We start from the raw sequence: 18,723 nt of genomic DNA, 5'->3' as shown, positions 1-18,723 counted from the left end.
GATGATCGTCTGAAGAGCCGTCACCCGATCGGTGTGGCACGAGTCTTCCCCGTCTGCGGCACTTCGATCCGGATGGTGCAGGATCGGTGTCATGGTTACTGAGGAAGCTCTGATCCGGGCCCCTGATCCGGTACTGGTCTTCGACGGGGACTGCGCGTTCTGCACCTCCTGCGTCCGGCTGGCCGAGCGGTACCTGCGCCAGACGCTGGCCTCGGGGGGCTGGACGGCCCGGCCGTTCCAGTTCGCCGACCTCGCGGCGCTGGGGGTGAGCAAGGAGCGTGCACAGCGGGAGGTGCTCTGGGTGACGCCCCCGGGGGAGGTCTTCGGCGGGGCGCAGGCGGTGGCGAAGCTGCTGCTGCGGTCGGGGAACGCCTGGGCGTACCTGGGCGCGGTGTTGACGCTGGCGCCGGTGCGGCCGCTCGCGTCGGGCCTCTACCGGGTGGTGGCACGCCATCGGCACCGGCTGCCGGGTGGCACCGCGGCCTGTGCGCTGCCGCGCCGGGCGTAGCGGGTCCGACGGCCTGGATACCATGGGTCACGCCGGGTGGGCTGATCCACTCGGCCGCCCGGTGCTGCCGCAGCTGATGGCCGCCGGTGAACTCCCCGAAGTGAGATCGGAGCGGTCGGGAAGGCCATGCTCAACAAATACGCGCGTGCCTTCTTCACACGTGTCCTGACCCCGTTCGCCGCCCTGCTGCTGCGCTGGGGGGTGAGTCCCGACGCGGTGACGCTGGTCGGTACGGCGGGTTCGGTGGCCGGTGCGCTGGTCTTCTTCCCGCGGGGCGAGTTCTTCTGGGGAACGATCACCATCACCCTGTTCATCTTCTCGGACCTGGTGGACGGGAACATGGCCCGCCAGGCGGGCACCTCCAACAAGTGGGGGGCGTTCCTGGACTCCACGCTGGACCGGGTGGCGGATGCGGCGATCTTCGGCGGCCTGGCGCTCTGGTACGCGGGCAGCGGGAACAACGACCTGCTCTGCGCGATGGCGGTGCTCTGCCTGGCGAGCGGCCAGGTGGTGTCGTACACGAAGGCGCGGGCCGAGAGCCTGGGCCTGCCCTGTGACGTCTCCGGGCTCGTCGAGCGGGCCGAGCGGCTGGTGATCACGCTGGTCGCGGCCGGAGTGGCGGGGCTGCACACCTTCGGGGTGCCGTACGTGGAGTGGCTGCTGCCGGTGGCGCTCTGGGTGGTGGGCGTGGGAAGTCTGGTCACGGTGCTGCAGCGGATGCTGACGGTGCGCCGGGAGGCCTTCGAGGCCGCGGCCCTGGCCGCGCGGGACACCGACGACGCACGGAAGAGCTGAGGCGGGCGAATGCGCGAGAAGCTGGTCGACTCCGGGTACGCCGCAGGCTGGGCGGTACTGAAGCTGCTGCCCGAGCCGGTGGTGCGGGTGCTGGGCGACCAGCTCGCCGACTTCACCTGGCGGCGGCGCGGGCGCGGGGTGAGCAGGCTGGAGGCGAACCTGGCCCGGGTACGGCCCACCGCCTCGCCGGCCGAGTTGCGCGAGCTCTCCCGGGCCGGGATGCGCTCGTACCTGCGGTACTGGATGGAGTCGTTCCGGCTGCCGACCTGGGACGACCGCAAGATCGCCGACCGGATGCAGGTCGAGGGCATCGAGCACCTGGTGACGGCGATGGAGTCGGGCCGGGGCGCGGTCATAGCGCTGCCGCACATGGCGAACTGGGACCTGGCGGGCGCCTGGGTGGTGCGGCACCTGGGATTCAACTTCACCACGGTGGCCGAGCGGCTCAAGCCGGAGTCGCTCTTCGACCGGTTCGTGGCCTACCGCGAGGGCCTGGGCATGGAGGTGCTGGCGCTGACCGGCAGCGACGTCTCGGTGATCGGCACGCTGGCCCGGCGGCTGCGCGCGGGCAAGCTGGTCTGCCTGGTGGGGGACCGGGACCTGTCGGCCGCCGGCCTGCCGGTGGAGTTCTTCGGTGAGACGACCCGGATGCCCGCGGGGCCGGCGGCGCTGGCCCAGCGGACCGGTGCGGCGCTGCTGCCGGTGACCCTCTGGTACGACGGGCCGGTGATGCGGGCCCGGATCCATCCGCCGATCGAGGCGCCGGAGGGGCCGGACCGGCAGGTGGCCAAGGCGGCGATGACGCAGGCGATGGCCGACCTGTGGGCGGCGGGGATCGCCGAGCACCCGCAGGACTGGCACATGCTGCAGCGGTTCTGGGTGGCGGATCTGCCGTCCGAGGGGGCTGCGCGGCCACAGGACGCGCAGCAGGAGCAGGGGACGTCGGCGGAGCCGACGACGCATGCCTAGTCGCGGGGGAGCGCCCATGAAGATCGGTATCGTCTGCCCGTACGACTGGGACGTCCCGGGCGGGGTGCAGTTCCACATCCGGGACCTGGCCGAGCAGCTGATCGCCCTGGGCCACAAGGTCTCTGTGCTGACCCCGGCCGAGGACGAGTCGGCGCTGCCGTCGTACGTGGTCTCGGCCGGGCGGGCGGTGGCCGTGCCCTACAACGGGTCGGTGGCGCGGCTCAGTTTCGGGATCCTGTCGGCCACCCGGGTGCGGCGCTGGCTGCGCGACGGGGAGTTCGACATCCTGCACGTGCACGAGCCGACCGCGCCGAGCCTGTCGATACTGGCCGCCTGGGCGGCCACCGGGCCGATGGTGGCCACCTTCCACACCGCCAACCCGCGCTCGCGGGTGATGGTGGCGGCCTCGCCGATCCTGCAGCCGGCGCTGGAGAAGATCAGCGGCCGGATCGCGGTGAGCGAGTACGCCCGCCGAACCCTGGTCGAGCACCTGGGCGGCGACGCGGTGGTGATCCCCAACGGCGTGGACGTCTCCTTCTTCGCCGAGGCGGGGCGGGACGAGCGCTGGACGGGCGCGACGATCGGCTTCGTCGGGCGGATGAACGAGCCGCGCAAGGGACTGCCGACCCTGCTCGCCGCGCTCCCGGCGATCCTGGCCGCCCACCCCGAGGTGCGCCTGCTGGTGGCGGGCAAGGGCGACGAGGCGGAGGCCGCGGCCGGCCTCGCGCCCGAGGTCCGGGCCCGGGTGGAGTTCCTGGGCATGATCAGCGACGTGGAGAAGGCGCGGCTGCTGCGCAGCGTCGACCTGTACGTGGCGCCCAACACCGGCGGGGAGAGCTTCGGGATCATCCTGGTGGAGGCGATGGCGGCGGGGGCGGCGGTGCTGGCCAGCGACCTGGACGCGTTCGCCCAGGTGCTGGACGGCGGTCGGGCCGGCGAGCTGTTCCCGGTGGAGGACGCCGAGGCGCTGGCGGCGACCGCGGTGCGGCTGCTGGACGATCCGGCGCGGCTGGCCGAGCTGCGGGCGGCCGCGACCGAGCACGTGCGGCGCTTCGACTGGTCGACGGTCGGCGCGGACATCCTCTCGGTGTACGAGACGGTGACCGACGGGATGGGCAGTGCGCCCAAGGTGCGCGAGGACGAACGCAGCGGCTGGCGCGAGCGGCTGGGGCTGACGCGGGACTAGGGCATGGGAGCGGGACCGGTAGGGGGCGGGCCGGGGGCGCCGTCCGGGGCCGGTAGCGTTACGCCTCGTGACTACCTGGATCTGGGCCGCGGTGGCCGTGGTGCTCTTCGCGGCCTACCTGAGCTGGACCGCGGGCCGGCTGGACCGGCTGCACGCGCGGATCGACGCCGCCCGCGCGGCGCTGGACGCCCAACTGCTGCGCCGCGCCTCGGTGGCGCAGGAGCTGGCCACCTCCTCGCTGCTTGACCCGGCCACCTCGATCGTGCTCTACGAGGCCTCGCACGCCGCGCGGCAGGCCGACGAGGAGCACCGGGAGGTGGCGGAGAGCGAGCTGAGCCAGGCGCTGCGCGCGGTCTTCGCCGAGCCCGAGCAACTGGCCGAGCTGCGGGCCGCGCCCGGCGGCGAGGAGGCGGTGCGCGATCTGACCTCGGCGGTGCGCCGGGTACCGATGGCCCGCCGGTTCCACAACGACGCGGTGCGCGCGGCGCGCGCGGTGCGCACGCACCGGCTCGTGCGGTACTTCCGGCTGGCCGGCCGCGCGCCGTTCCCGCTCGCCTTCGAAATGGACGACGAGCCTCCGGCGGCCCTGGTACCGCAGGGGACGGTGGCCTAGACCGGGGCTCGGCGGGGCACCGTACCCTGGCCGCGGGCTGCTCGGAAACGGACTGATTGTCGTATCGATTTGGTGTGCCTGGACTCGGTGGCGCATCGATCACGTACCCGAACGGCCTACCATAGGGCGATAGCACACCGGTTCGTCTTCGAGTGAGGTCTCACGTGTCCACCAGCACTCCCGCTTCCGCCGACCAGCCGCAGATCGGTACCGCCCGGGTCAAGCGCGGCATGGCCGAGCAGCTCAAGGGCGGTGTGATCATGGACGTGGTCAACGCCGAGCAGGCCAAGATCGCCGAGGATGCCGGTGCCGTCGCCGTCATGGCCCTGGAGCGGGTCCCGGCCGACATCCGCAAGGACGGCGGCGTGGCCCGGATGTCCGACCCGGACATGATCGACGGCATCATCAACGCGGTCTCCATCCCGGTCATGGCCAAGTCCCGCATCGGCCACTTCGTCGAGGCCCAGGTCCTGCAGGCGCTCGGTGTCGACTACATCGACGAGTCCGAGGTCCTCACCCCGGCCGACGAGGTCAACCACTCCGACAAGTGGGCCTTCACCACCCCCTTCGTCTGTGGCGCCACCAACCTCGGTGAGGCGCTGCGCCGCATCGCCGAGGGCGCGGCCATGATCCGCTCCAAGGGCGAGGCCGGCACCGGCAACGTCGTCGAGGCCGTGCGCCACATGCGCCAGATCAACGCCGACATCCGCCGCCTGACCACCCTGGACGAGAACGAGCTCTACGTCGCGGCCAAGAACCTGCAGGCCCCGTACGAGCTGGTCAAGGAGGTCGCGCAGCTCGGCAAGCTCCCCGTCGTGCTGTTCTCCGCCGGTGGTGTGGCCACCCCGGCCGACGCCGCGCTGATGATGCAGCTGGGCGCCGAGGGCGTCTTCGTCGGCTCCGGCATCTTCAAGTCCGGCGACCCGGCCAAGCGCGCCGCCGCCGTGGTGAAGGCCACCACCTTCTACGACGACCCGAAGGTGATCGCGGACGTCTCCCGCGGCCTGGGCGAGGCCATGGTCGGCATCAACTGCGACACCCTGCCCGAGACCGAGCGCTACGCCAACCGCGGCTGGTAGTCAGCCCGCGCCTGTCGGCCCGCCGCGCACCCTGGGGTCGCGGCGGGCCGCTCCGTGCGGATGTGGCCGCACCGAACCGCAGTACCGACGTGAAGAGGAATTCCACCGTGTCGAGCAGCACTCCCGTCATCGGCGTCCTGGCCCTGCAGGGCGATGTCCGTGAGCACCTGATCGCGCTCGCCGAGGCGGACGCCCTGGCCCGTCCGGTCCGCCGGGCCGAGGAGCTGGCCGAGGTCGACGCCCTGGTGATACCCGGCGGCGAGTCCACCACGATGTCCAACCTGGCGCTGGCCTTCGGCCTGATGGAGCCGCTGCGCGCCCGGGTGGCGGCGGGGATGCCGGTCTACGGCTCCTGCGCGGGCATGATCATGCTGGCCGAGAAGATCCTGGACGGGCGCGAGGACCAGCAGAGCGTGGGCGGCATCGACATGACGGTGCGCCGCAACGCCTTCGGCCGGCAGAACGAGTCCTTCGAGTCCGCGGTCTCCTTCGCGCACCTGGAGGGCGAGCCGGTGCACGGCGTCTTCATCCGGGCCCCGTGGGTGGAGTCGGTGGGCGCCGGCGTCGAGGTGCTGGCCGAGCTGCCGGCGGCCGACGGCGCCGAGAGCCGGATCGTGGCGGTGCGCCAGGGCAACCTGCTGGCCACCTCCTTCCACCCCGAGCTGACGGGGGACCACCGGGTGCACGCGTTCTTCGTGCGGATGGCCGAGCAGGCGCTGGAAGCGGCGCGGGTCTGACCGGTGACCGGTGCGCCGGTTCGACACCGGTAAGATCTCCCCTGTTTCATTTCCCTTTGGCGACGTAAAGGAGCTGGTGATGTCCGGCCACTCTAAGTGGGCTACCACCAAGCACAAGAAGGCCGTGATCGACGCCAAGCGCGGCAAGCTCTTCGCCAAGATGATCAAGAACATCGAGGTGGCGGCGCGCACCGGCGGCGGTGACCCGGCCGGCAACCCGACGCTCTACGACGCCATCCAGAAGGCCAAGAAGAGCTCGGTCCCGATCGACAACATCAACCGCGCGGTCAAGCGCGGTTCGGGTGCCGAGGCCGGCGGGGCCGACTACTCGACGATCATGTACGAGGGCTACGGCCCCAACGGCGTCGCGGTGCTGATCGAGTGCCTCACCGACAACCGCAACCGCGCCGCCTCCGACGTGCGCGTGGCGATGACCCGCAACGGCGGTTCGATGGCCGACCCGGGCTCGGTGTCGTACCTGTTCAACCGCAAGGGCGTGGTGATCGTCCCGAAGAGCGACGGCGTGGACGAGGACAAGGTCCTGGACATCGTCCTCGAGGCCGGCGCCGAGGAGGTCAACGACCTCGGCGACACCTTCGAGGTGATCTCCGAGGCGACCGACATGGTCGCGGTGCGCACCGCGCTCGTCGACGCCGGTCTCGACTACGACTCGGCCGACGCCAACTTCGTGCCCAGCATGCAGGTCGAGCTGGACGTGGACGGCGCCCGCAAGATCTTCAAGCTGATCGACGCGCTGGAGGACAGCGACGACGTGCAGAACGTCTTCGCCAACTTCGACATCTCCGACGAGGTGGGTGCGCAGCTCGACGCCGAGTGAGCTGAGGGCTCGTCAGCGTGACGTCCACCGGCCCGGCGGTCCTACAGGGACCGCCGGGCCGGTGTCTTTGGCGGCGCTGTCGCAGCGGGCGGCTATGGTCTGACCTGGTTGGACCGATGCTGATCCGGTCGGACCGACTCTGGGCCGGCAGGACTGACGGAGGGTGGGAGCGTGCGGGTGCTGGGCGTGGACCCTGGGCTGACCAGGTGCGGCGTCGGCGTGGTCGACGGCGCGCCGGGCCGGCCGCTGCGGATGGTCGGGGTCGGCGTGGTGCGCACCCCGGCCGAGGAGGAGGTCCCGCGCCGGCTGCTGGCGATCGAGGAGGGGCTGGAGAGCTGGCTCGACGCCCACCGGCCCGACATCGTGGCCATCGAGCGGGTCTTCGCCCAGCACAACGTGCGCACCGTGATGGGCACCGCGCAGGCCAGCGCGGTCGCCATGCTCTGCGCCGCCCGGCGCGGCCTGCCGGTGGTGCTGCACACCCCCAGTGAGGTCAAGGCCGCCGTCACCGGCTCGGGCCGGGCCGACAAGGCGCAGGTCACCGCGATGGTGACCAGGCTGCTGCGGCTGGACGCGCCTCCCAAGCCGGCCGACGCCGCGGACGCGCTGGCGCTGTCGATCTGCCACATCTGGCGCGGCGCGGCGAGCGGCAGGATCGCCGCCGCGCTGGCCGCCACAACCACTTCCGCCCGTCAGGTTCCCAAGGAGTACCGCGCGTGATCGCCTTCGTCCAGGGCCCGGTTGCCGCCCTCGCCCCCGGCAGTGCCGTCGTCGAGGTGGGCGGCGTGGGGCTCGCGCTGCAGTGCACCCCGAACACGCTGGCCGCGCTGCGCCTCGGCGAGCCGGCCAGGCTGGCCACCTCGCTGGTGGTCCGGGAGGACTCGCTGACCCTCTACGGCTTCGCGGACGAGGACGAGCGGGCCACCTTCGAGGTGCTGCAGGCCGCCCCCGGGGTCGGACCGCGGCTGGCGCAGGCGATGCTCGGGGTGCACAGCCCCGAGGCGCTGCGGGTCGCGGTGGCCGGCGGGGACGAGCGGGCCCTGATCAAGGTGCCCGGCATCGGCAAGGCCAAGGCGGCCAAGCTGCTGCTGGAGTACAAGGACAAGCTCGGCCACCCGCACGGCACCGTGGTCCCCGCGCAGCAACCGGCCGCCGCCGGCCCCGCGCCGTGGAGCGAGCAGCTGCACGCGGCCCTGGTCGGCCTCGGCTACGCGCCGCGCGAGGCGGACGAGGCGGTGCTCGCGGTCACGCCGGAGGCCGAGGCGCAGCAGCGCACCGACGTCGGTGCGCTGCTCAAGGCCGCGCTGCGCAGCCTGAACCGCACCCGCTGACCGTCCCCTTATCCCCCTGACGACTCGTCACTTTGTCGACTTGGAGCCCGCCCTGATGAGCCCGTACGACTCCGATCCCGAAGGCCGGCTGGTGGCAGCCGCTGCCGACGACGCGGACCAGGCGGTCGAGGCGGCGCTGCGTCCCAAGCTGCTGGACGAGTTCATCGGCCAGGAGCGAGTGCGCGAGCAGCTCTCGCTGGTGCTGCGGGCCGCCCGCAAGCGCGGTGCGGCGCCCGACCACGTGCTGCTCAGTGGCCCGCCCGGGCTCGGCAAGACCACCCTGTCGATGATCATCGCGGCCGAGCTGAACGCGCCGATCCGGATCACCTCGGGCCCGGCCATCCAGCACGCCGGCGACCTGGCCGCGATCCTCTCCTCGCTGACCGAGGGCGAGGTGCTCTTCCTCGACGAGATCCACCGGATGTCGCGGCCCGCCGAGGAGATGCTCTACATGGCGATGGAGGACTTCCGGGTCGACGTGATCGTCGGCAAGGGTCCGGGCGCCACCGCGATCCCGCTGGAGCTGCCGCCCTTCACCCTGGTCGGCGCCACCACCCGGGCCGGACTGCTGCCGCCGCCGCTGCGCGACCGTTTCGGCTTCACCGGGCACATGGAGTTCTATGCGCCCGCCGAGCTGGAGCGGGTGGTGCACCGGTCGGCCGCGCTCCTGGACGTGGAGATCGATCCGGTCGGCGCCGCCGAGATCGCCGGACGCTCCCGGGGCACGCCGCGCATCGCCAACCGGCTGCTGCGCCGGGTGCGCGACTACGCGCAGGTGGAGCACGACGGGCGGATCACCCGGCAGATCGCCGCCAAGGCCCTCGCGGTCTACGAGGTGGACGAGCGTGGTCTGGACCGGTTGGACCGGGCGGTGCTGGACGCGCTGCTGCGGCTGTTCGGCGGCGGCCCGGTGGGCCTGTCCACGCTGGCCGTCGCGGTGGGGGAGGAGTCCGAGACGGTCGAGGAGGTCGCCGAGCCGTTCCTGGTCCGCGAGGGCCTGCTGGCCCGCACCCCGCGCGGGCGGATCGCCACCGCGGCGGCCTGGCAGCACCTGGGCCTGACCCCGCCGCCGCAGTCCCAGTCCGGCCGCTCGGGAGTGCCGGGGCAGCAGAACTTCTTCGCGTCCGAACCGGTCTCCGGACCGGGTGCGCAGGAATCCGCCGAGGACTGACCGTGTCGGGGACTCGCCACCTTTGGCGGCAGGATGCGATGCTTGGCGTTGTCCGATCAGAGCGGGTCTCCTAGACTTCGCCGGACCGTCCCGTCTCACCTGCCGGGTCGACCATCGCCACTGGCCGTTTATCGGATGGCCTGTTTAAGGACCTTGCTGCTGTGCAACTCATCATTCTTCTCCTCCCGATCGCCGCGATCTTCCTGATGTTCCGATCGCAGAAGAAGCGGCAGGCGCAGGCCCAGCAGATGCAGTCGGCCATGGAGCCGGGCTCGGCGGTGCGCACCATCGGCGGCATGTACGCGCAGGTCAAGTCGATCAACGACAGCACCGTGGAGCTGGAGATCGCTCCCGGCGTGGTGGCCCACTTCGCCAAGAGCGCGATCGCCGCGGTGATCGACCCGCAGGAGTACGACGAGATCATCAACGGCCGTCCCGAGGAGGACGAGTCCGTCGAGCTTGCCGATGACGAGTCCGTCGAGGAGATCGACGCCATCGAGGCCGACTCCCTCGAGGACGCGCGCGAGCAGGAGAGCATCAGCCTGGCGAAGGCCGACGGCGACAAGCCCGCAGCCAAGTAGCACGGACGGTCTGCAGCACTTTCACGGTTGTCCGCGGTCAGCGCCGCCTCCTGCCTCAGTGCGGGCTGGCGGCGCTGGGCCAGCGGCATGGGACAGGGAGAAACGAGCAAGGTGGCAGCACCCAAGTCGCGTCCGCGCGACGGTTATCCAGGAAGGGCGCTGGCCCTGATCCTGGTGGTCACCGTCGGACTGGTCGCCCTCATGTTCGGGACAGGCCACAAGACGCCTCGCCTCGGGATCGATCTCGCCGGTGGCACCAGCATCACGCTGACCGCCTCCTCGCAGGACAAGGCCGCGATCAACCAGTCCAACATGGACATCGCGGTCGGGATCATCCAGAAGCGCGTCAACGCTTTCGGTGTCTCCGAGGCCGAGGTTCAGACCCAGGGCAACGACAACATCATCGTTGACATCCCCAAGGGCACGAACAGCGCGCAGGCTGCCAAGCAGGTCGGTACCACGGCCAAGCTGTACTTCCGCCCGGTGCTGGCCGAAGCGCCCACCGGTGTGACCCTGCCCCCCGCCAGCCCGAGCGCGCAGCCGAGCGCCAGCGGTTCGGCCAGCCCGTCGGCCGGTGCCTCCGCCTCCGCCAGCGGTTCGACCGCTGCCAGCGCCAGCGCCGGTTCGCCCAGCGCCGGTGCGGGCACGCCCAGCGCCTCCGCCAGCAAGGCCGGCAAGGCGCTCTCCGAGGGCCTGCTGGCCGCCGACCCGAGCGGTACGCCGAGCGCCGGCGCCTCCGGTGCCGCCACGCCGCCCAGCGGCGCCGCGGCCTCCGGCAGCCCCTCCGCCCCTGCCTCCGCGCTCCCGCCCGTGCCGACCGCCCCGGCCGACATCTCGGCCGCGCTGACCTCGGGCACCGTGCCGCCGGACCTGGCGCAGCAGTTCACCGCGCTGGACTGCTCGAACCCGACCCAGCGGATCGACTACCAGCAGGCCGACCCGACCAAGAACACCGTCGCGTGCTCCTACGACAAGGAGAAGCTCGCCACCGGTGGCAACGGCTGGTACAAGTTCGCGCTCGGCCCGGTCCAGGTCAAGGGCCAGGACGTCACCAAGGCCACGGCCGGCTTCGACACCCAGCAGGCCGCCGGCTGGCAGGTGCAGCTCTCCTTCAACGACGCCGGCTCCAAGGCGTTCGCCTCCACCACCGGTGCCCTGGCCGCCCAGCAGTCGCCGGCCAACCAGTTCGCCATCGTGCTGGACGGCCAGGTCGTCTCGCACCCCATGGTCAACCAGTCGATCACCGGCGGCAACGCGGTGATCAACGGCAGCTTCAGCCAGGACGACGCCACCAGCCTGGCCAACGTGCTGAGCTTCGGCGCGCTGCCGCTGAGCTTCAACCAGAGCGACGTCACCACCGTCAGCCCGCAGTTGGGCGGTGACCAGCTGCACGCCGGTCTGCTGGCCGGTGCGATCGGCCTGGCGCTGGTCGTCCTCTACTCGCTGATCTACTACCGCGGCCTGGGCCTGGTCTCGATCGCCGGTCTGGTGGTCTCCTCGATCCTGACCTACACGATCATGTGCCTGCTCGGTGCCAGCATCGGCTTCGCGCTGAACCTGCCGGCCGTCTGCGGTGCGATCGTGGCGATCGGTATCACCGCCGACTCCTTCATCGTGTACTTCGAGCGCATCCGCGACGAGGTCCGTGAGGGTGCCCAGCTGCGTCCGGCCGTGCAGCGCGCCTGGCCGCGGGCCCGGCGCACCATCCTGGTCTCCGACTTCGTGTCGCTGCTCTGTGCCGCGGTGCTGTACATCTGCTCGGTCGGCAAGGTCCAGGGCTTCGCGTTCACGCTGGGTCTGACCACGGTGCTCGACGTCGTGGTGATCTTCCTCTTCACCAAGCCGATGATCACGCTGCTGGCCCGCCGCAAGTTCTTCGCCAGCGGCCACCCGTGGTCCGGCCTGGACCCGAAGCGTCTGGGCGCCCGCCCGCCGGTGCGCGGCGGCCGCCGTCGCCCCGCCACCTCCGCCGCCGTCAAGGAGGCCTGACGTCGTGTCACGCTTCAGCAACCTCGGCCACCGTCTCTACCAGGGCGAGGTCAGCTTCGACTTCGTCGGCCGGCGCAAGCTCTGGTACAGCATCTCCGCGGTGATCGCCGCCGCGGCGCTGTTCGGCCTGACCGTGGTCGGCCTCAACCTGAGCATCGAGTTCAAGGGCGGCTCGGTCTACACGGTCAAGAAGCCCGGCCTGACGATCAGTCAGGCGCAGGACTCGGTCAACAAGATCGTCGGTGACTCGACCCCGCAGGTGCAGTCCACCGGTGACGGTCAGATCCGGATCCAGGTCAGCGCCAACGAGAAGATCCCCTCGGCCGAGGTCACCCAGAAGCTCGCCAGTGACCTGTCGATCCCCGAGGCGAACATCAACGCCCAGGTGGTCGGCCCGAGCTGGGGCCACCAGATCTCCCAGAAGGCGCTCACCGGCCTGGTCATCTTCATGATCCTGGTCACCGCCTACCTGGCGATCGCCTTCGAGTGGCGGATGGCGCTGGCCGCCCTGGTCGCGCTGCTCCACGACCTGGTGATCACCATCGGTGTCTACGCCCTGGTCGGCTTCGAGGTCAGCCCGGGTACGGTGATCGGCTTCCTGACGATCCTCGGTTACTCGCTCTACGACACGGTCGTCGTCTTCGACACCGTGCGCGAGAACACCAAGGGCATCGAGAAGCAGAACAAGCTCACCTACAGCGAGGCGGCCAACGCGGGCCTCAACCAGACCCTGGTCCGGTCGATCAACACCACCGTGGTCGCCCTGCTGCCGGTGGCGGCGCTGCTGTTCATCGGTGGCGGCCTGCTCGGCGCCGGCACCCTGAACGACATCTCGCTGGCCCTCTTCATCGGCCTCTCCGCCGGTGCCTACTCCTCGATCTGCGTCGCCACCCCGCTGCTCGCGCAGCTCAAGGAGCAGACCCCGGAGATGCGGGCGCTGGCCAAGCGGGTCGCGCAGCGGCGCTCGGCCGACGCCAAGGCGGCGGCCAAGGCCGCCGAGGCGGGCGAGGCGCCGCTGGACGACGCTGACGACGAGTCGGCGCAGGGTCAGGCGGCCGGCGTCGCGGCGGGTATGGTCGGACAGCGCAACCAGCCGGTCAGTCGCGCCCGCGGCAAGGGCCGACCGTCCGGCAAGCACTGACGACCAAAGGACTCCTGTGACCTCCGCTGACACCGCCTTGACCGAGCTGCTCAACAGCCGGATCAAGGACGTGCCCGACTACCCGAAGCCCGGGGTGCTGTTCAAGGACATCGCCCCGCTGCTGGCCGACGCCGAGGCGTTCGCCGCGCTCACCCGGGCGCTGGCGGACCGGGCGCGGGAGCTGGGCGCGACCAAGGTGGTGGGCCTGGAGGCACGCGGGTTCGTGCTCGCGGCCCCGGCGGCGTTCGCCGCCGGGCTCGGCTTCGTGCCGATCCGCAAGAAGGGCAAGCTGCCCGGCGAGGTCTTCGAGCAGTCCTACGACCTGGAGTACGGCTCGGCCACCCTGGAGGTGCAGTGCGACGCCTTCGCGCCCGGTGAGCGGGTGCTGGTGGTGGACGACGTGCTGGCCACCGGTGGCACCATCGCGGCCTCGCTCGACCTGGTGCAGCGCGCCGGGGCGACGCTGGTGGGAGTGGTGGTGCTGATGGAGCTGGGCTTCCTGGACGGCCGCGAGCGGCTCTCCACCCACCTGGCCGGTGCTCCGCTGGAGACGCTGATCACGGTGTGAGCGGCGCGCTCGGGCACGAGCGCCGGACGGCTTCGGGAGCGGTGACCGCCTTGCGGTCACCGCTCCCGGCATGTCAGGCACGGGCGGCGGAACACCCGCGGGTCACGCTCGGTACCATGAAGGTTCAACCGGTGCGTACCGAGGAGTGTCTTTGCCCGACGAGGTAGTGCCCACGGCCGCAGCCCAGGACGGCCAGCCGGCCGGCCAACCGCCGGCGGGCGACAAGCCCGCGCCCGCCGGGGCCACTCCGATGCGCCCGGCGGCGTCCCCGTCCGGCCTGGCCCGCGCGGTCACCCCCGCCCTGCGCCAGGCCTCCTCCTCCGGCGGCATGCGGGCCCGCCTGGCCCGCTTCGGCGGTCAGCGCCAAGCGGTGCTCAACCCGGTCCTGGAGCCGCTCTTCCGGACCATCCGGGCGGGCGACCCGAAGGCCGACCCGGCGCTGCTGCGCGACATCGAGCGCGCCTACGCGGTCGCCGAGCGCTGGCACCGCGGCCAGAAGCGCAAGAGCGGCGACCCGTACATCACCCATCCGCTGGCGGTCGCCACCATCCTGGCCGAGCTCGGGATGGACGCGCCGACCCTGATGGCCGGCCTGCTGCACGACACCGTCGAGGACACCGACTACGGCCTGGAGACCCTGCGCCAGGACTTCGGCGACTCGGTCGCCCTGCTGGTCGACGGCGTCACCAAGCTGGACAAGGTCAAGTTCGGCGAGGCCGCGCAAGCGGAAACGGTTCGCAAGATGGTCGTCGCGATGGCCAAGGACCCCCGGGTCCTGGTGATCAAGCTCGCCGACCGGCTGCACAACATGCGCACCATGCGCTACCTCAAGCGGGAGAAGCAGGAGAAGAAGGCCCGCGAGACGCTGGAGATCTACGCCCCGCTGGCGCACCGGCTGGGCATGAACACCATCAAGTGGGAGCTGGAGGACCTGGCCTTCGCCATCCTCTACCCGAAGATGTACGACGAGATCGTGCGCCTGGTGGCCGAGCGCGCCCCCAAGCGGGACGAGTACCTGGCCACCGTGATCGACCAGGTCCAGGGCGACCTGCGCGGCGCCCGGATCTCCGCCTCGGTGACCGGTCGGCCGAAGCACTACTACTCGGTCTACCAGAAGATGATCGTCCGAGGCCGCGACTTCGCCGAGATCTACGACCTGGTGGGCATCCGGGTCCTGGTCGACACCGTCCGCGACTGCTACGCGGCGCTCGGCACCATCCACGCGCGGTGGAACCCGGTCCCCGGCCGGTTCAAGGACTACATCGCGATGCCCAAGTTCAACATGTACCAGTCGCTGCACACCACGGTGATCGGTCCCGGCGGCAAGCCGGTCGAGCTGCAGATCCGCACCTTCGACATGCACCGCCGCGCCGAGTACGGCATCGCCGCGCACTGGAAGTACAAGCAGCGCGCGGTGGCCGGTGCCTCCAAGGTGCGCACCGACACCCCGGCCCAGGTCCGCAAGGACGACAAGGCCGGCGCGGTCAACGAGATGGCCTGGCTGCGCCAGCTGCTGGACTGGCAGAAGGAGACCGAGGACCCGAGCGAGTTCCTCGAGTCGCTGCGCTTCGACCTGTCCAACAACGAGGTCTTCGTCTTCACCCCCAAGGGCGACGTGATAGCGCTGCCCGCGGGCGCCACCCCGGTGGACTTCGCCTTCGCGGTGCACACCGAGGTCGGTTACCGCTGCATAGGGGCCCGGGTCAACGGGCGTCTGGTGCCGCTGGAGTCGACGCTGGAGAACGGCGACCTGGTGGAGGTCTTCACCTCCAAGGCCGAGGGCGCCGGGCCGTCCCGCGACTGGCTCGGCTTCGTCAAGTCGCCGCGCGCCCGGAACAAGATCAAGGCGTGGTTCTCCAAGGAGCGCCGCGAGGAGGCGATCGAGCAGGGCAAGGAGTCGATCGCCCGTGCGATGCGCAAGCAGGGCCTGCCGATCCAGCGGATCCTGACCGGCGACTCGCTGGTCACCCTGGCGCACGAGATGCGCTACCCGGACATCTCCTCGCTCTACGCGGCGATCGGCGAGGGCCACGTCTCGGCGCAGTCGATCGTGCAGAAGCTGGTCCAGGCGCTCGGCGGCGAGGAGGGCGCCACCGAGGAGTTCGCCGAGACCGCCACCGTGCCGACCCAGGACGGCCGCGCGGCGCGCCGTCGGCGGGCCAAGGGCGACCCCGGGGTCATCGTCAAGGGCGTGGACGACGTCTGGGTCAAGCTGTCGCGCTGCTGCACCCCGGTGCCGGGCGACCCGATCGTCGGCTTCGTCACCCGGGGCAACGGCGTCTCGGTGCACCGGGCGGACTGCGTCAACGTGGACTCGCTGACCCAGCAGCCGGAGCGCATGATCGAGGTCGAGTGGGCGCCGACCCAGTCCTCGGTCTTCCTGGTGGCCATCCAGGTGGAGGCGCTGGACCGCTCGCGGCTGCTCTCGGACGTCACCCGGGTGCTCTCCGACCAGCACGTCAACATCCTGTCGGCGGCCGTGCAGACCTCCCGGGACCGGGTGGCGATGAGCCGGTTCACCTTCGAGATGGGCGACCCCAAGCACCTGGGGCACGTGCTCAAGGCGGTGCGCGGGGTGGAGGGCGTCTACGACGTCTACCGGGTCACCTCGGCCCGCAAGTAGTCCATGCGAGAGGGGCCCCGCCGTTCAGTCGAACGGCGGGGCCCCTCCCGTGTCGGCGGCGGATCAGCCGCTGAACTCCTCCAGGCTCTTCAGCGCCTGGTCGAGCAGCGCCTGGCGGCCGGCCAGCTCGGTCTCCAGCTTCTTGGCCTTGGCCTCGTTGCCGGCCGCGCGGGCCTTGTCCAGGTCGGCCTTGAGCTTGTCGACCGCGCCCTGCAGCAGCCCGGTCATGCCGGCCGCGCGGGCCTTGGCCTCCGGGTTGGAGCGCTGCCACTCGGCCTCCTCGGCCTCGCGGATGGCCCGCTCGACCGTGTTCAGCCGGGCGTCCAGCTTCGGCCGGGCGTCGCGCGGCACGTGGCCGATCGCCTCCCAGCGCTCGTTGACCTCGCGCAGCGCCGCCTTGGCCGCCTTGAGGTCGGTGATCGGCAGGATCGCCTCGGCCTCCAGCAGCAGGGCCTCCTTGAGCTTCTGGTTCTCACCCTGCTCGGCGTCGCGCTCGGTGAAGATCGCCGAGCGGGCCTGGAAGAAGACGTCCTGGGCGCCGCGGAACCGCGCCCACAGCTCGTCCTCGGCGTCGCGCTGGGCGCGGCCCGCGGCCTTCCACTGCGCCATCAGGTCGCGGTAGCGGGCGGCGGTGTCACCCCAGTCGGTCGAGTCCGACAGCGACTCGGCCTCGGCGACCAGCCGCTCCTTGACCGCCCGGGCCTGGTCGCGCTCGGCGTCCAGTGCCGCGAAGTGCGCCTTGCGGTGCTTGGAGAAGACCGACCGGGCGTGCGAGAACCGGTGCCACAGCTCGTCGTCGCTCTTGCGGTCCAGCCGCGGCAGGCCCTTCCAGATGTCCACCAGCGCGCGCAGCCGGTCGCCGGCCTCCCGCCACTGGGTGGACTCGGCGAGCTGCTCGGCCTCGGCGACCAGTGCCTCCTTGGCCGTGCGGGTCTCGTCGGCCGCCTTGGCGCGAGCCGCCTTCCGCTCCACCTGGCGCGACTCGATCTCGCCGGCCAGGGTGTCCAGCCGGTGGGCGAGCGCGGCCAGGTCGCCGACCGCGTGCGCCTCGGTCACCTGGGCGCGCAGGTGGTCCAGCGCGGTCTGCGCCTCCTTGGCGGCCAGGTCCGTCTTGCGCACCCGGTGCTCCAGCAGGCCGATCTCGGCCGCCAGACCCTGGTACTTGCGCTCGAAGTAGGCGAGAGCCTCCTCGGGGGAGCCCGCCTGCCAGGAGCCGACGACGCGTTCGCCCTCGGCGGTCCTGACGTAGACGGTCCCCTGCTCGTCGACACGGCCCCACGGGTCGCTGCTCACAGCGCCTCCTCCACATGACGGTTCGCCCACGGCTCGGTGGTGCGGATCCGTCGTCCACAGTTGAATGTGCGGCGGACCGATGGTCCGCCGTCCCCGCCCGCCCGATCGGTTCGGCTGCCGAGGGTGACGGCGAGCGGGTCAGGGCACCCTATACAACAGCAACATAGGCGACCAGGCCCGGTGCTGTCCGCATCCGGGCCGGGCCAATTCACGCGCCGATCGCTTCGGGCTCACGACACCGGTCAGGCCTTGGTCGCGGTCACCGAGTTGAGCACGACGTTCGCGTTCGGCGCACCGTCGCCGCCACCGCCCTGGACACCGCCGGCGGCGATGTTGTTCAGCACGTCCATACCGCCGGTGATCTTGCCGAACGGGGTGTAGCTGGGCGGCAGCTGGGTGTCCTTGTAGACCAGGAAGAACTGGCTGCCGTTGGTGTTCGCGCCCGCGTTGGCCATCGCCACGGTGCCGGCCGGGTAGGTGGCGCCGCTCAGGTTCTCGTCCGTGAACGAGTAGCCGGGGGTGCCGCTGCCGGTGCCGGTGGGGTCGCCGCACTGCAGGACGTAGATGCCCTGGGTGGTCAGGCGGTGGCACTTGGTGTGGTCGAAGTAGTTCTGACCGGCCAGGAAGACAAAGGAGTTGACCGTGTGCGGGGCCTTGGACGGGTCCAGCTCCAGGTTCACGGCGCCGCAGCTGGTGTTCAGCGTGACGTCGTACTTGGCGTTGGTGTCCACCGACATGGCCGGCTCGGTCTTCCACTGCTTGCCGTTCGGCGAGCCCGCCGCCGGGGTGCTGCAGCCCTTGACCGCCACCGGGCTGGCCGCCGGCGCGGTGGCCGGCTGGCTGGGTGCCGACTGCGCGTCGGTCTTCTTGGCGTCGGACTTGAACGCACCGCCCGCCCAGGCACCGCCGGCCGCGAGCACCACCACGGCCAGTGCGGCACCGAGAATGGCGTTGCGGCGCTTGGCCTTGGCCACGGCCTCGGCGCGGTTCTTCTGCTGCCGCTCGTACTTCTCGCGGGCGAGCTGCCGTCGCCGCTGTTCGCTGCTGACCACCGGCCGTGTCTCCTCTATCGCACCGAATGTGGATGTTCGGGGGATCATCGCATCCACCGGCCGCCAAGTGTAGGGACCTTGTCTGTAAGCACGCGGTCAAGTGGCCCGATGGACGTAGCAGGGCGGCCCGCCGAGGGGGATCTGGTTCGCTACCGACCCCTTACCGCCGGTAGGCTGCACCGGGAGACTCTTCCGCCCGACCTGCAGAGCCACCCGAACGATCCCGCCGACCCCCGCCTGAGAAGGACT

Annotated in this window: 18 protein-coding genes; 16 read left to right on the top strand and 2 right to left on the bottom strand. The window is 71.3% G+C overall.

Going from position 1 to position 18,723, the window contains the following annotated elements; genetic code table 11:
• Positions 1-91 precede the first annotated feature (91 nt).
• The 16 genes from OG294_RS08000 to OG294_RS07925 all read left to right on the top strand — a co-directional run bounded on the left by OG294_RS08000 (position 92) and on the right by OG294_RS07925 (position 16,129).
• A complete protein-coding gene (locus tag OG294_RS08000; RefSeq protein ID WP_327065729.1) occupies positions 92-508 on the top strand; it encodes a thiol-disulfide oxidoreductase DCC family protein in 417 nt (138 codons plus the stop codon).
• 126 nt (positions 509-634) lie between these two features.
• Positions 635-1,303, top strand: a complete 669-nt coding sequence (gene pgsA, locus OG294_RS07995) for a phosphatidylinositol phosphate synthase (RefSeq protein ID WP_327065728.1) — start codon at positions 635-637, stop codon at positions 1,301-1,303.
• 9 nt (positions 1,304-1,312) lie between these two features.
• Positions 1,313-2,272, top strand: a complete 960-nt coding sequence (locus OG294_RS07990) for a phosphatidylinositol mannoside acyltransferase (protein ID WP_327065727.1) — start codon at positions 1,313-1,315, stop codon at positions 2,270-2,272.
• 16 nt (positions 2,273-2,288) lie between these two features.
• Positions 2,289-3,458, top strand: coding sequence for a glycosyltransferase family 4 protein (locus OG294_RS07985; protein ID WP_327065726.1), 1,170 nt, complete (start codon positions 2,289-2,291; stop codon positions 3,456-3,458).
• A 67-nt stretch (positions 3,459-3,525) separates the two neighbouring features.
• Positions 3,526-4,071: a hypothetical protein gene (locus OG294_RS07980; RefSeq protein WP_327065724.1), complete on the top strand. Its 546-nt coding sequence runs from the start codon at positions 3,526-3,528 to the stop codon at positions 4,069-4,071.
• Between the two features lie 164 nt (positions 4,072-4,235).
• Positions 4,236-5,150: a pyridoxal 5'-phosphate synthase lyase subunit PdxS gene (gene pdxS, locus OG294_RS07975; protein WP_327065723.1), complete on the top strand. Its 915-nt coding sequence runs from the start codon at positions 4,236-4,238 to the stop codon at positions 5,148-5,150.
• A gap of 107 nt (positions 5,151-5,257) precedes the next feature.
• Positions 5,258-5,887 (top strand): pyridoxal 5'-phosphate synthase glutaminase subunit PdxT, encoded by a 630-nt coding sequence (pdxT, locus tag OG294_RS07970; protein ID WP_327065722.1) that lies wholly within the window; start codon positions 5,258-5,260, stop codon positions 5,885-5,887.
• A 79-nt stretch (positions 5,888-5,966) separates the two neighbouring features.
• Positions 5,967-6,725: a YebC/PmpR family DNA-binding transcriptional regulator gene (locus tag OG294_RS07965; protein ID WP_327065721.1), complete on the top strand. Its 759-nt coding sequence runs from the start codon at positions 5,967-5,969 to the stop codon at positions 6,723-6,725.
• Positions 6,726-6,896: 171 nt separating this feature from the next.
• Positions 6,897-7,445 (top strand): crossover junction endodeoxyribonuclease RuvC, encoded by a 549-nt coding sequence (gene ruvC, locus OG294_RS07960; RefSeq protein WP_327065720.1) that lies wholly within the window; start codon positions 6,897-6,899, stop codon positions 7,443-7,445.
• Entirely contained in the window at positions 7,442-8,056 is a 615-nt protein-coding gene (gene ruvA, locus OG294_RS07955; RefSeq protein ID WP_327065719.1) for a Holliday junction branch migration protein RuvA, read from the top strand. The genes ruvC and ruvA overlap by 4 nt, the downstream gene beginning before the upstream one ends.
• A gap of 55 nt (positions 8,057-8,111) precedes the next feature.
• Complete coding sequence (gene ruvB, locus OG294_RS07950; RefSeq protein ID WP_327065718.1) at positions 8,112-9,227, top strand: Holliday junction branch migration DNA helicase RuvB; 1,116 nt, start codon at positions 8,112-8,114, stop codon at positions 9,225-9,227.
• A 161-nt stretch (positions 9,228-9,388) separates the two neighbouring features.
• Entirely contained in the window at positions 9,389-9,808 is a 420-nt protein-coding gene (yajC, locus tag OG294_RS07945) for a preprotein translocase subunit YajC (RefSeq protein WP_327065717.1), read from the top strand.
• 111 nt (positions 9,809-9,919) lie between these two features.
• Entirely contained in the window at positions 9,920-11,797 is a 1,878-nt protein-coding gene (gene secD / locus OG294_RS07940) for a protein translocase subunit SecD (RefSeq protein ID WP_442789120.1), read from the top strand.
• 4 nt (positions 11,798-11,801) lie between these two features.
• The gene (gene secF / locus OG294_RS07935) at positions 11,802-12,938 is read left to right on the top strand and encodes a protein translocase subunit SecF (RefSeq protein ID WP_327065716.1); all 1,137 of its coding nucleotides are present in this window, start codon (positions 11,802-11,804) and stop codon (positions 12,936-12,938) included.
• A gap of 16 nt (positions 12,939-12,954) precedes the next feature.
• Positions 12,955-13,506 carry an adenine phosphoribosyltransferase gene (locus tag OG294_RS07930; RefSeq protein ID WP_327065715.1) on the top strand — a complete coding sequence of 184 codons (552 nt, stop codon included), beginning with the start codon at positions 12,955-12,957 and terminating at the stop codon, positions 13,504-13,506.
• A gap of 151 nt (positions 13,507-13,657) precedes the next feature.
• Positions 13,658-16,129, top strand: coding sequence for a RelA/SpoT family protein (locus OG294_RS07925; protein WP_442789119.1), 2,472 nt, complete (start codon positions 13,658-13,660; stop codon positions 16,127-16,129).
• A 63-nt stretch (positions 16,130-16,192) separates the two neighbouring features.
• On the opposite strand, the gene OG294_RS07920 is transcribed toward OG294_RS07925, so the two are convergent.
• Together OG294_RS07920 and OG294_RS07915 are read right to left on the bottom strand one after the other, a co-directional pair.
• Complete coding sequence (locus tag OG294_RS07920) at positions 16,193-17,422, bottom strand: DUF349 domain-containing protein (RefSeq protein WP_327065714.1); 1,230 nt, start codon at positions 17,420-17,422, stop codon at positions 16,193-16,195.
• Between the two features lie 242 nt (positions 17,423-17,664).
• Complete coding sequence (locus OG294_RS07915; protein WP_327065713.1) at positions 17,665-18,474, bottom strand: peptidylprolyl isomerase; 810 nt, start codon at positions 18,472-18,474, stop codon at positions 17,665-17,667.
• Between the last annotated feature and the right edge of the window lie 249 nt (positions 18,475-18,723).

It is taken from the genome of Kitasatospora sp. NBC_01302 (genome assembly GCF_035976515.1).
Lineage (GTDB): Bacteria > Actinomycetota > Actinomycetes > Streptomycetales > Streptomycetaceae > Kitasatospora.
The sequence above is the reverse complement of the archived record's forward strand: the minus strand, read 5'-3'. Positions and strand labels throughout refer to the sequence as shown.

Bases quoted from the DNA above. Each gene is read 5' to 3' on its own strand.
- OG294_RS08000 (WP_327065729.1), top strand. From the start codon at position 92: ATGGTTACTGAGGAAGCTCTGATCCGGGCCCCTGATCCGGTACTGGTC.
- pgsA (WP_327065728.1), top strand. From the start codon at position 635: ATGCTCAACAAATACGCGCGTGCCTTCTTCACACGTGTCCTGACCCCG.
- OG294_RS07990 (WP_327065727.1), top strand. From the start codon at position 1,313: ATGCGCGAGAAGCTGGTCGACTCCGGGTACGCCGCAGGCTGGGCGGTA.
- OG294_RS07985 (WP_327065726.1), top strand. From the start codon at position 2,289: ATGAAGATCGGTATCGTCTGCCCGTACGACTGGGACGTCCCGGGCGGG.
- OG294_RS07965 (WP_327065721.1), top strand. From the start codon at position 5,967: ATGTCCGGCCACTCTAAGTGGGCTACCACCAAGCACAAGAAGGCCGTG.
- ruvB (WP_327065718.1), top strand. From the start codon at position 8,112: ATGAGCCCGTACGACTCCGATCCCGAAGGCCGGCTGGTGGCAGCCGCT.